Annotated in this window: 6 protein-coding genes and 1 pseudogene; 2 read left to right on the top strand and 5 right to left on the bottom strand. The window is 39.5% G+C overall.

Annotated elements, in window-relative coordinates:
* Positions 1 to 350, bottom strand: a pseudogene (locus tag V7K49_RS08750) (tyrosine-type recombinase/integrase); the annotation flags it as partial.
* Between the two features lie 258 nt (positions 351 to 608).
* Here V7K49_RS08750 and V7K49_RS08745 point away from each other — a divergent pair.
* Positions 609 to 1,082 carry a hypothetical protein gene (locus tag V7K49_RS08745; RefSeq protein ID WP_335205243.1) on the top strand — a complete coding sequence of 158 codons (474 nt, stop codon included), beginning with the start codon at positions 609 to 611 and terminating at the stop codon, positions 1,080 to 1,082.
* Between the two features lie 196 nt (positions 1,083 to 1,278).
* Here the strand turns inward: V7K49_RS08745 and V7K49_RS08740 are convergent, their stop codons facing one another.
* Entirely contained in the window at positions 1,279 to 2,484 is a 1,206-nt protein-coding gene (locus V7K49_RS08740) for an AIPR family protein (RefSeq protein ID WP_335205242.1), read from the bottom strand.
* 85 nt (positions 2,485 to 2,569) lie between these two features.
* Between V7K49_RS08740 and V7K49_RS08735 the strand changes: the two genes are divergently transcribed.
* The gene (locus V7K49_RS08735; RefSeq protein ID WP_335205241.1) at positions 2,570 to 2,695 is read left to right on the top strand and encodes a hypothetical protein; all 126 of its coding nucleotides are present in this window, start codon (positions 2,570 to 2,572) and stop codon (positions 2,693 to 2,695) included.
* Here the strand turns inward: V7K49_RS08735 and V7K49_RS08730 are convergent.
* Genes V7K49_RS08730 through V7K49_RS08720 form a run of 3 tightly spaced genes read right to left on the bottom strand, consistent with a single transcriptional unit; the run spans position 2,692 to position 12,774 of the window.
* On the bottom strand, positions 2,692 to 9,066 hold the full coding sequence (locus V7K49_RS08730) for a DEAD/DEAH box helicase (RefSeq protein WP_335205240.1): 6,375 nt from the start codon (positions 9,064 to 9,066) through the stop codon (positions 2,692 to 2,694). The genes V7K49_RS08735 and V7K49_RS08730 overlap by 4 nt on opposite strands.
* Entirely contained in the window at positions 9,063 to 9,986 is a 924-nt protein-coding gene (locus V7K49_RS08725) for a hypothetical protein (RefSeq protein WP_335205239.1), read from the bottom strand. The genes V7K49_RS08730 and V7K49_RS08725 overlap by 4 nt, the downstream gene beginning before the upstream one ends.
* A gap of 4 nt (positions 9,987 to 9,990) precedes the next feature.
* A complete protein-coding gene (locus V7K49_RS08720; RefSeq protein ID WP_335205238.1) occupies positions 9,991 to 12,774 on the bottom strand; it encodes a hypothetical protein in 2,784 nt (927 codons plus the stop codon).
* Positions 12,775 to 12,780 lie beyond the last annotated feature (6 nt).

Below are 12,780 nucleotides of genomic sequence, written 5' to 3'. Positions count from 1 at the left end.
TTTTTACTAAGCCCATAAGTATTTTTCTGTCCCCGTACTGGCTTTTCATCTTTCAGCCAAGCAAGATTTGCGTGTAGATGGAATAACGTTACCATTCTCAAATCAGATATCCCAAACCGCGACTGCATATAATCAACAAGCTCATAACCAATTTGCCGATATGCCCGTCGCGTTTGGTCGCTTTTAATAGTGACAGAATGTACCCATAGCTCAATTAGCTGCTCCGTCGAATTAATTCTCTGGCGGTTGGGAAAATAATAATCCACAAGCGCAACCCGGGCTTCATCAAGCGGTAGAGTCACCATTTCCACTGCAAGTGATTCCACGCTTAATACAGGTAAATTTTCCATAATGAAATTCTATAAACTCCACTGATGATTATGATGCCGAGAACTATAATTCCCGGTATCTTTATGATAGTTGTTTCCCAGACACGATCAAATTACCCATCTAGAATCATCTATATCGTATATACGCGGATATCCCGTATGCGATGATGGTAGTGGGAGATAAAGAGGTAGGGGGAGTAAGTAAATATTAGAACTCAAAGCAAATGGTTAAAGAACTGGTTAGAAATCACTTCTCCACAACAAAAGCGCGAGGGATTGGTGGAATATCCGCAGATAAATATAAAACTTCTGTCAGAAGAAGACCGGGAGTTGGTGAAGCAGGCCAAGCAGCGTGCTGAGGATTTGCGCTTAACTTTTAAAGAGTTTGTGCTCTCTTGTATTAGAAATGCACTCTCTGAAGAGAGTCCTGATAGTGCAACTGCTGCCGAAATTGAAGCTTTGAAAGCTCAAATCGCCGCGTTGTCAGAGAAGGTGAGTATCCCTTCTGCGACCAAAACGGAAGTGCATACCCTCCAGGAAAGGGTAAATCAATTGCGGGTGGGGATTTCAAATGAAATTAAGAAGGATAGGGAGCAACTTGCTTCTTTGACGTTGGCGCTCTCCCGGCTTGAAAGCCAAATTGAACAGTTGGTGCCTTCCTTAAATCTTCAAGTGGATGGCGAGGTAAATTCAAACAGTGATGGCGATTGGCTTTTTGGGGAAGACTCCGGTGCTGAACTACCGTTAACTTAAGCATGGGAATTGAAGAATGGGGACGGCGTAAAGCCTGCGGCATAGCTACGCTTAACGCGCAGCGTCTCGTAGAGAATAAATTCGCCTGCGCCTTTCTTCCATGCTTTCAAGCACCGGGTGTCCCCGCCGCAGAACACTTGGTGTAGTTCACCTGACTTGAAATCTGCTGGCTGTAATTATTTATTTAGTGGAGATTTTAGCCTTGTGTGAGCGTTAATTCTTCACGCTTGGCGGAATTGACAATTTTCACCAAATGCTGATTGAGATAACTTTGGGCCGAAATGTACAGACTTTCCCAAATTTCTGAGTTGCGACAAATTTTAGTCCCCACTGTATTTCCTGCTGTTTTCTCCGATATCAAGTATTTACGGTAATAGTTAACCCACAGGTGTTGGAGAAAGTTTTCGGCGAATTCGTCAAACATGATAATCCAGTTATAGTCTTGGTCTAGGAATACCCGATAGGATGCAATTATGGGTAGTGCGAGGTCAGTTGGCGCACCAAACCCAAACGAGTACTTGCTGTCGGGGAGAAGGGTACTTTTGCGTGTATCGATTGATGCTAAATCGTTGACACCCTTTCTTCTGGGGTTGCTGATATGTTCTTGGATGATTTCGTACAGTCTTTGCTCTATCCACAGAGCTTTGGGAAGTAGAGGCAATAAAAGAGTTAATCTTTCTCTCTCAGTGTCTGTGATTTGACTAGGGGTGTTCGTACCTGTAGGGTGCTTGCTTCGTTTATTGCCGTCGGGATTGTATCTATTTCTGTCGAGGCAGTTTAGAAGCTTGAACAAGTGGTTAACATTACACTGAGCATTTCTAGGAGCGCCGCTTTGGTTTTGGTAATAGGCTATTCTAAATTTTCTATCTTCTGCTCTTTCTAACTGGGCTAAATACTGCTTGATAAATTTGTAATCTCCCCTGGCGTTCACTTTGGAGCGAGAATCTACTGGCGATGTGGTATTTGAAGCGAGGGCTATATCTTTAGCCTCCTCTTCCTGGAGGCCAATGTGGATGGTAACTTTGACTCTGGCTTGGGTTAGGTCATATTTGTAATTTTTAGCACTTTCAAAAGCTAAAACTGTGTGACCTCCATTGATAATGCCATCGCTACCCCCCTCGTTAGCTTCTAAAACTTCTAGTTCCAGTTCGGTTTTGTTTTTGCTAGGCTTAACTTTATTGGCTGACAGAACGATTCCACTGTGACGAGAGAAGAATTTTACAGGTTCGGTCGTCACAGAGTCAAAGATTTGTCGGTATGTCGCACTTTTGCGGTTAGGTTCTCGGATGTTGGGTTCTAGGGGTAGGTCTGTCGGGAAGCCGTCCACATGGGCGGTGGCGATGATGCAATTGGGGTTTGCATGGAAATAGTTGTCTACTTTAATAATCCAGTTTTTCGGCATGGGTGGTTTCTGCATCTTAGCGATACATTCTCAATTATTCTTCTGGTGAGAAGAAGCGAACGCTTAAAGATTATATTTTTAATTGATGTCTAAAGTTGTTGCAGTTGACTGGCAACGTCTAAACAACTTGCGGCAGTTACTACTCGAACCCGAAGTAGAGGTTGATGGCGAAGGAAATTCCGACACATTCTTCACCATCCTCAAATTTTAAATGGTTTTCTCAACTACTACATAAGTAGTAAATTTAACACGATATTTTCCGCGCTCTCTTGCTAAAAAGGTCATCCCGATGTCAAAAATCACTTGATAATGCAGTCCGTCTTGTCGGTAGATTTCCAGAACGCGACCGTGAGGAATAAGGTGACTCCATTGTTTGAAATCAACTGAGCGTTTAACTCGAACCAACAAATTATTTTCATTCGGTTGGAGTTGAACAAATATTTTTTTAAGCTCTTTCTCTATGGTAAAAGCGTTCTTAGCATTCTTAACATCCTTATCTTCAGTTGTGAGAATTTCGACATGAGATTGAGTATCAAATCTACCCCATTTTAATAATTCAACTAAAATGGAAGCCCCTTCTTCCCTCAGATAGCGATCGCGGTAGATAATCTTCGTCACCTCGCTTCCAGATAAAGCAGCCTCTAATCTCAGTTTATTTCTAAGTTCTGACATGCTGAAGTCGCCGCGCCATTCCTTCTCAGAAGGGTTTAAGAAGATTACGGTAGTGTTTATATCTTCTAACTCAGATGCTTGAACAAGTCTTGCTTCCTGGCGTAATTTTTCTAACCGACTAAAAACTGTTTTAACACCTTCTAGGCTTCGGGTTTGAAACCATGTTGGTGGTTCATTATTTGAGAATTGCTGCAATGACAGTACAATACGATTACTTTGGTTGCTATTGAAACAGAGAGTTGGGACATCCTGATGTAAATTTTCAGGAAAATGTTCAGCACAAGTCTGATAAAGTTTTACTAAACCTTGGTCTATCAACTGTTGTAAGCGTTTTCGCCAAACCTTAAGGTGATTTCGTTGGTCTAAAGAAGCATCTGAAAGTGCATTGGGGTCTGGCAAATGGTTTACTATTAATTCAACTGGTTTATTAATCGCTCTCATAGAGTAAACTGCATCTGTAAGCAGATTTAACCAAGGCAAATTTGAACCTTTATTTAAACCAAACTCATCAGTTAGTTTGGGCAAATAAATTAAAGTATCTGGTGCAGCTGCTCGGCAAATTGCTGGTAAGATATCTGCGATGAGAGACAAACTTATTCTGTTAGAGTTGGGAGCAAATTTTTGTAATTCTTCATCTGGACTCACTTGCTCAACTATCGGTCTAAGAAAATCTGCCACTAAATGACGGTTAAATTGGTTGTGAAATGGCTGATTTGAGTAAGTTTGCAAACAGTCATAACAACTAGTTGCACAGTTGCATGATGAAACTATTTTTAATGCTGTCTTTAAAACTTCATCAAAGCGTTCGGCAACGCGACGGCTGTATCCTGCCCCTCCAGGCACATTGTCATAAATAATAATGTTAGCGCGTTTGTCCGAACGAGGCGTAAACAGCCCATCTAATTCTGTACGCGGTACGTCAATTACTTGGGCTGCTGCTGCTAACAATGCATAGGTGAGAGAACGCCAAAATTCTAAACCTCGGTTGCGATTTTTTGTATTGGTAAAAATTTCGCCGTCATCTTCGCGTTCTCCGTCTTCGCCGAACAGGGGTGTGGGTTCAGTTTTGGAGTCAAAGACAATTTTTAGTAAATCGCTACAAAATTCATGTCCCAAATGCATCAATGTATAGCGGCCAGAACATGGTTTTCCTGTTCTGGGATGAGTATGAGAAATTTGCGATGATTGTTGGCTAGTTGCAGAGTTTTTATTGGCTCCTTTTTTACCTCGGCTTTTTTTCGGTTCTCCTTTGGGTAATAAATCGCTCAAATCGCGTCCACAGGTAGTACAAATTGCAAATCCTTTTCTATCAAACCCTTTGTCTTTACCATAGGAACCTTGATTAGCTAAAAAGAAATTTCCACCTTTGCTAACAGTAAGAGTATACAAACCCAATTGTGGTGGTAAGGTTTCTGATAAATCCCCATCATTTATTAAGAAAATCTGAGATACTGGTTGACGCTGCGGTTTGATATAGGGGGTGACTTCTGGAAGCTTTTCCCAATCAGTTGTAAATGCTTTGGGAACCTTGTAAAGTTTCATTTTTTTAGCAGCAGGTGAAGATGGCTCATCGCCACAGACGGGACAGGATTCTACTAGTTCATCTCCCGTATTAGCATCTAAAAAATGATTACAATTTTGACAAACCCAATAAAATTTTTGTTCTAATTCTGTTGGTTTGAGAATGCCAACACTTTTGTACATTCGGTCATCTACTATTATTTCTTGGTCTGGAGCATATTCACCAAGAGCAAGTCGGCGATCGCGTTCTAGTCGATGTTTTCCTTGTGCCGAATTATACTCATTGCTTTCCCCGGTCAAAAGGCGAACTACGTCAATAGGAAAACCATAAATTGGTAGGATACTGGCTTGCGCTAGTTCGTTGTGTAGGCGACGAGAGCCAATTTTATCAAGTTCGCGCTTTGTCCCAGCAATAAGTCTGGCTATTTTCTCTAAATTTTTTGTTTCAGATGGGTCGGTAATGCGGTTTCGTAGTTCAAGCATATCTTCCGCTAAACTATTCCAATCTTGAAGTTGCTGCTCTTGAAAATCTTCAATCCCATCTTTAAAGCCTTTCAGAACTATAGCTGCTTGACTTTCAAAGCTACCTAACCGAGTTAGCCACTGCACAGCTAGCTGTGCTGCTTCATCGCTATTTAGCCATTGTTGTAACTTACAAATCTTGGCTTCAGCAGCAGGAGTGAAATTTTCAGAGGAAGCAGGATTTTCTAGTGGTAAATCCAAAAACTCTGCTATTTTTATTTCTTCTGCACTGAGATTCCAGTTTTCTCGTAAAAATGCAGCTAGTAACTCAGCATGAATGTGACGCTGCTGTATTTGGAAGTTAGCAGAATCAAGCTTGGGAATTTGATTGCTACCAGCAATTAACTCTTTTGGTTGCTCAAAATAAAAGCGGTCGTGGGGACGGCGTTGACCGTACATTAAAGTAATAGCTACACCATCTGTGCGTCGTCCAGCGCGTCCGGCTCGTTGCTGGTAGTTGCTAACATGGGGAGGAAAATTGCGAAGAACCACCGCTTGCAACTCACCAATATCTACACCCATTTCTAAGGTTGTCGAACAACTGAGCATATTGATGCGACCTTGGCGAAAACGGTTTTCCCGTTTTTCTAGTTCAGCAACACCTAGCTGTGCTGTATGTTCTTGCGATCGCAGTGGCAAGGGTAAGCGTTGTTTAATTAAATACTGCTGGTAATGTTCGGCAGAGGTTTGTTCAATTTTTTCAGGTGTGTAAGACTCAAGAGTACCACCACATTTATAAGCCGAACATCTTTGAACGCTAAGTTTTCCAAGAGTGATTTTTGATAAACTTGGAACATGAAAAATCTGCTGGCAGCAATTACATTTATACCAATCTAGCCGCGTTTCAAAAATATTTAACAGTCCCCAGTTGAGTTGAAATCCTTTTTTAGCTGAAACAAGTAAGCCAAAGTCTTGAAGTTGCCGGAAAAGCCATATAAAATCTTCTTTACTAGGAAGTTCCTCTTCGCCAAATATTTGTAAGAAGTACCAACCCAAACGATTTGGTGGTTTTCTCACCTTTCCTTGTTTCCAAGGCATAAAAGAGGGAGAGTCTTTATATTTTTTCGTTTCATCATCTGACTTTTCTAAAAATAGGTAATTTTTAGACTTACCCTGAGCATCTATCATTTCAGGACGGCGACCATCGCCTCCGGTTTCTTGAAAGTAGCTGGATGAGCCTTCAATGCTAACAATTCCTGTGCGACGGATGATGTCAGTAATAACTGTCAACAAAATCTGCGCCTCATCATTGCTGATTTCAAATTTACCAGCAACTGACTCTATTAAATGGTTCTCCAACTCTATATGACAAGTTAACAATGCAAATGCTTCTAAGGTTAAACGACGGTTAAAATAAAGAGCAAATTCCTTAACTAATATTTCCTTAGCTCGTTTCTGAGCTAAATCTTCCGCATCTATTTTATTTTTTCTATCTTTAGGTTCCTCTTCTGGATCGTTAGGACGGTAGCTTTTATAATTTACATCAGATTTTCGGTCAGGGTGAGGAATATAAAATTCTAAAAATTCTGCTTTCAGTTGGTTAATTAATTGATTAACAGATGTAATACCTTCAGCATTTTTTATCTGATTAAATGCTTGCCAAAGCATCTGTCGGTATAGCATTTCGGTATGAGTACGTTGATAGTCAGAGGCAAAAAAGGCTGCATCTTGACGACCATCTGAAAAGGTAAGTATTTTCCGCTTTGAAGAGTTTTTATCAGTCTTTTCTGTTTCTGGTAGTAGTTCAAAGAGACTATCAAGCATCGCCTCTAATGGGCCATCTGTATAAGTCACAAATCGATTAATTGCTAGAGTAGTGCGCCCAGTTCCAGCACCACAAGCAGCACATCTGCTTAAATAACAACCGCCTTCATCTCCGTCATTTTTTTTGCGATGCCATGCTAAAAGAAATTCATTTTCTGGTGTTACTTTGTTTGTAAACGCTTCATCTGAAAGTTTACCAATCCAGCCATGCTTCTGAAGTTCAAATTTAAAAGTTTTTAGTATTGTTGATTCTTGTTCCTCTTCATCTTCACCCATTTCCTCTTCTTCTGTTACACTGTCTAAATTGCCAGAAGTCAAAGTGTAAATCTTGGTATTCTCCTTTAATGCTTGAATTGATCTGGGTAGAGATTCTAGTTCTCCCGAATCTTGACGTTGAGTAAATACATAACCCTGACCGCATTGAGAACAACTACCCAATTCTAATACAGGGGAACCACAGCATTCACAGGTTTTTTTCTCATTCAAATAAAGTTGCCCATACCGTACTTCACGGTCTGAATAAATTGGGTCGTGCGCTGCTCCCGAACATTTGGGATTAATACAGGCATAAAGTCCCTCTAAACTGCGAAATAAAAGATGCAATCTCACAGGAAGTAAAGGTAAATCATCTGGATTTGCACGAGCGAGAGTACCTATTTGCAGCAAATGAGCTAGTGCAACTTCTGCATCTGTATCATCAACGCTACCATCTAATTTAATTGGCAGATTTACACCCCATAATTCTGTAGAGCGAACTATTTCTTCCCAAGGTTTAGGTTCCCGACAAAGTATGTTAATCAGTCTATGTATTAAGGGATGTCCCTTAAGAGCAAACCAGAGGAATTTGTGGATATCGCTATCAGCTTGCGACTCAGCTAAATTTAGTTGTTGTTCGGGTACAATAGCGCTCAGTGGGTCAAACCAAGAACTAATTGGAGAACCTTGTTGTGGTAATTCAATAATACTTAAATATTGTATAATTTCTTCATTAGTAAGTGCAGCAGGTAGGGTATAAGGTTTGCCTAATCGGTCTTTGGCATTGAGACGCTGACCGCGAATTACTTGACTAAAAGTTTCACCAAAAAACTCTCCTGCAAATGCGATAACTTTATCATCAACCGAAGCATCTCCTAAGCTGGCACTGGTAGCAATGCAGCGAATTTTACCTTTTTGTTCCACACCTACGGAAGCTTTAAAACGCTCCAACAGCATGGAAACTTCACTACCCTTAGCACCATCATAGGTGTGAGCTTCATCTACTACTAACATTTTGAAAGTATTTACTGAAGCCTCAAAAATTTTTTCTCGCTCCTTGGGTCGAATCAACATATGCTCCAGCATGGAGTAGTTGGTAATTAAAATATGGGGTGGTGCTTCCCACATTTCTTCTCTTGAGAGTAATTGCACTTGGCTAGTTTTTTCAATAGCTTTATCAATTAATTCCTCATCTTTTATAGATTCTATTTCAGCCGAGGTAAATAATTGCCGCAGTTCTTCTGGATCGTAAGCTGCAAATTCTTCTCTTAATGACTCTATTGCTTTACCTCTGTCCTTTTCGGTGCGACTGGTGTAGAATCCAAATTTAGTTTTGGTTGTCGTCTTTTGGCGACATAATAATTGCCGCAGACGTTTAACTTGGTCATTTACCAGAGCGTTCATCGGGTATAAAATTAGCACCCGCACTCCAGCGATCGATAAATTATCTCCTTCTTTCAGCAGCATATCGAGCATGGGTGTCAGGAAACACTCAGTTTTTCCCGAACCTGTACCAGTCGCAACGACTATATTTTGCTGTTGTTCCACAACTGCGCGGATAGCTTTTTCTTGATGTTCGTACAACCGACGGCTACTAGGTATAAATAGTGTTGCCATATCAGGGTGTAAAACCCCTTGTTCGACCAAATCATTGATACTAAGACTTGATTTATACGGCTGGGAACCTTCGAGGTAAGGATGTTGCCAAAGGTTTCCAGGTTGCTCTAATAATTGCTTAAAACCGTAGCGGAGATGGGGGTCACATAGGGGGTAAGCTGTAAGTAAATAGCGAATAAAGTCTGCACGGGGTTGTTCAACTGCTGCGATTGGATCTAGATATTTAGTCATACTAATTTAGCTCCTAAACGTTTAAATGCTTCTTTTACAAGTGGCCAGTTTTTTGATTGAAAATTTCGAGTTCTGTATTCTTCTCCAGGCTCAGAAATATGCCATAACCACCGTGCATAGGTACTGGGAAGATAGACACCTTGCAAATTTAACTTTCCTGGAGGTTCATCCCAAATTATTTTTAAAGGACATCCCATTTGTTTGTCCTGGTAGAACATGGCTAAAATAGCTAAATCTGGCTCTAATTCATAAAAATTTTGGTCTTCAAACCAGAGATATTCACCTGTGGGTAAGTGCAATATATCTTCGTTTTTGATACTTTCGCGGCTCGGATTGCGCCAACGTTCTTTCTGCGCTTCATTACAGGGTACGTATCGCTGAATATAGCTTCCATTTTGCCAATTTTTGATAGAAAAAGGGTCTTCTGTCCAAGTTGAACGCAACTCCGATTTCAAAGGTTTTCTTGGGATTGGGAAATTTTCAATGCTATCTGAAATAGCTAGCAAACGAATACCAACTTGATGAAGACGGTTTTTAATCCTATGAAATTGATTACTTTTAGGTCGTAACACTAAAGGATTTGGAGGGTTTTGTTGACTTTCTAGGACTTGATGAGCCAGAGTCAAATAAGCGCGATCGCCCCGAAATAGCAAACTTGTTAAATCTTCTTTATTCTGGGCTAAAACCATCGGAGGAGCAATGCAGTAATGGTTTCGGGTTCCTGCTAATATTTCACCTTCTGCTTGCAATTCATTTAGAGTATTTTGAATTGTATCTGTTAGGTTTTCTTGAGATTCGTTGGGAGAAAGACTTGAAACTAGCAGCGAAATAATCTGATGCTTTGTTAAAGGCTGTGGGATTGTTCGATTATCGGAATTACGGTGATTACTGAGTAGTCGAGTAATTTTTTCGGCAAACATGATTTTATGATATTAATATTTTTTGAGCCTCGTTGGAGGTTAAAGGCTGAGTTTGTTGAATGTATTCTAGAGGTATATAGCTGTTAATATTATTTATATTCTTGTATTTCAATACTAGAATATCATTGTAAACAGGTTGTTTAGGAAGATGAATACTTAAATTTCCTTTCTGCCGATGATTCTTTTCAATGTTTATTTCTATTTGTTTAAAAACAAAATTACGTTTTTTAGGGTTTGTTAAACTTATTAATAACCAATTTTCTTGAATAGCTGCTACATGAACAGTATCCGCTCCTTTTGATATTGTTACTTTTTGCGTACTTGCCGGACTTTTCAACTTGACTTTTAGATTTTCAACAATAGCTTGGAGTTTCTCTGTAAGAGAATTAATCTGCAACCATTCTGGAAGATAGCAGGGTAAATTTTTCAGGCTATCAATAGCTGTTTGTAATAAATAGGGGTCATAGTCATATTTATTGGCAGATTTCACAAAATCACTAACAGATTCATTATCTAGAATGGTGTAGCAGTAATCTGCCAAATCTTCATTTTCTAAAGTTTCATCCGGTAAATCATTTTGATTACTACCACACCACCAACCAAGGTTATGTCGTAGTTTACGTGAGCCTAATATCTGAATATTATAAATTCCAGGTTGCAATTTTAACGGAACATTAATTTTATCTTCATTTGACGAAACTGGGAAAATTTTAATTTCTACTGGCGAATTTTCAGGTAAGAGTAAATTCCAGCATGAAAGAGAATAAAGTTCGTTAGGGAATAAACCAGATATTTGAACTGCTTGATTATCCCAAGTGCAGCTAATTACCAGGGAAGCAACTTCCATTTCTATTAAACGTTGTGTTTCCCCACCTATCCTCTGGAAATCTAAAGCATACCAATTAGAATCAGGAGATAATAAATTATAGAAAGATGCCAAGTTTATGTATAAATTACCCAATAAATCTGCTTGACACTGAGAAGATACAGTTTCCTGCCTATCATATAAAGATAAACTGATAATTTCTAGAGGTAAAAGACCTTTTATTTTAATTTCTTCTGCCCAAAAAGTATCAGCATAACTACTATGAATAGGTAAGTTTTCTACCTGTCGTTGCGAACTGCTACTAATTAGTAAATTTTTAATCTCTGGCTTGCTAGCCATCTGATAGTTTGACTGAGTTTCAAACTTATATGACCAGCGATGAAATTGATTCCAAAAGCGGGCTTCATATTTCCCTGGTTCAATAATCCATTTATCGAGAGGAATTGCTTGCCATTTATCGCTTGGTTGTATTATTTCAGTTGTAGTAATAATTGTTGTTTGATGGGTGATATTTTCGATAGAAACATTTAAGAATATTTGTCCCTCAATAGGCGGATACCAGAACGTGGGAATTTCTAGATAAACAGATTTTTTACCCTTGAGCTTCAGTCCTCTTAAGCTTGGTTGTTCCTCAGAAGAAACTTTCCAGCTAATCGTTGGGAATGTATTAATCTCTTCATCGGAGAAAGCTATGAAGACAATTGATGATTCTTTCGTTGTCAGTGTCAGCTGTTTACCTTGCCAGCCTCTAATACTAGATGGTACACAAGTATCTACAATTTCAATACCATTACCAAAGTCTAGACAAATGCCTTTAGGAGTAAAGAAAATAATTTCTTTGGCTCCCATAATGCTAGGATTAGCAGAGTCTAAATTTAAGTGTTCGCCTGTCCCAGCATCGAATATTAGACAAGGCAGATTTCTGGCTACACCCTCAAGCTTCCACTCATTTAAGCAATTTTTTCGATGATCTAAGAGTTGCCATTCCCATAGTTCAGCCCCACTTTTGATATTTACAACTTGTTCGGGAATCATTAATCCTGGATTATTGGGAATAGTACCTTCCCAATGTGCTGCTGGAATTTGGCAGAAAGTACCACTTAAGCCTTCCCAACCTTTCTTCCAAAGGCTTTGTTCTGGCAGCACTAGCTGCATATTCAATGATTCAGTAACATCTAAAACCAGTGATAGAGGCTTTTGGCGACGACTAATTATTTTACGGCTATTACCAAAACGACGCTGTTTAGGAGTTAAAACCTGAATTAAACTGTTCCAGTCCCTCAAGAAAAAATTGTTTGGTAAGTAATAGTTTCTCAACAGCTTTTCGCGCTCATTGTCATCTTTCAGCGTTTCAGGTAATGTTCCTTGACGTTCAAGTTCAACAGCAATAATAGCAATACCTTTAAGTAACTGCCCGGATATTGGTTCAACTTCCTCGTTTTCTTTCTGCGGGCAACTAGATTTAAGAAAATGAATTAGAGTAGTCCATTGAGGATGCTTTTCTTGACAAAAATCAAACAGTTCTTCAGAAATATCTTCACATGAGCTATGGGCAATTTCCCACCATCCATATTCATTTGAGAATTCCTGAACTAAGTGGGCAAAATGATTGAGGTTTTGTTGAGGAATACCACTTTGCAGCCATAAGGTTGATACATAGGGATACCCTCCTTTAGCTTTGACAAGACCAAGTAGGTCAAACCCTTCACCAACGATCCGACGTAGTGTCTTCTCTAAACTTTGATTACACGAAAGTTTTAACCTTTGACAAAAACCATACCAAAATTTTTCTTCAACGCTTGAATAATAATATGCATACTCCGATAGAGCAAAAGTTAGAATTTTCAGCCAGTTCTGCTCAGGTTCATCGAATCTTTCATATAACTTATTATAAGTAACTCTACCTAGCTTGCTCCGCCTCAGGTCAGTACAAATCTCTGCAATCTCACGCTTGCTAGGCATATCTGT

This window comes from Nostoc sp. (assembly GCF_036919675.1).
Lineage (GTDB): Bacteria > Cyanobacteriota > Cyanobacteriia > Cyanobacteriales > Nostocaceae > Nostoc.
Note: the sequence above shows the minus strand (reverse complement) of the source record. Positions and strands in the feature narration are given on the sequence as shown.

Excerpts from the sequence above, each read along its gene's own strand:
- V7K49_RS08740 (WP_335205242.1), bottom strand. The coding sequence starts at position 2,484 with ATGCCGAAAAACTGGATTATTAAAGTAGACAACTATTTCCATGCAAAC.
- V7K49_RS08735 (WP_335205241.1), top strand. The coding sequence starts at position 2,570 with ATGTCTAAAGTTGTTGCAGTTGACTGGCAACGTCTAAACAACTTGCGG.
- V7K49_RS08730 (WP_335205240.1), bottom strand. The coding sequence starts at position 9,066 with ATGACTAAATATCTAGATCCAATCGCAGCAGTTGAACAACCCCGTGCA.
- V7K49_RS08725 (WP_335205239.1), bottom strand. The coding sequence starts at position 9,986 with ATGTTTGCCGAAAAAATTACTCGACTACTCAGTAATCACCGTAATTCC.
- V7K49_RS08720 (WP_335205238.1), bottom strand. The coding sequence starts at position 12,774 with ATGCCTAGCAAGCGTGAGATTGCAGAGATTTGTACTGACCTGAGGCGG.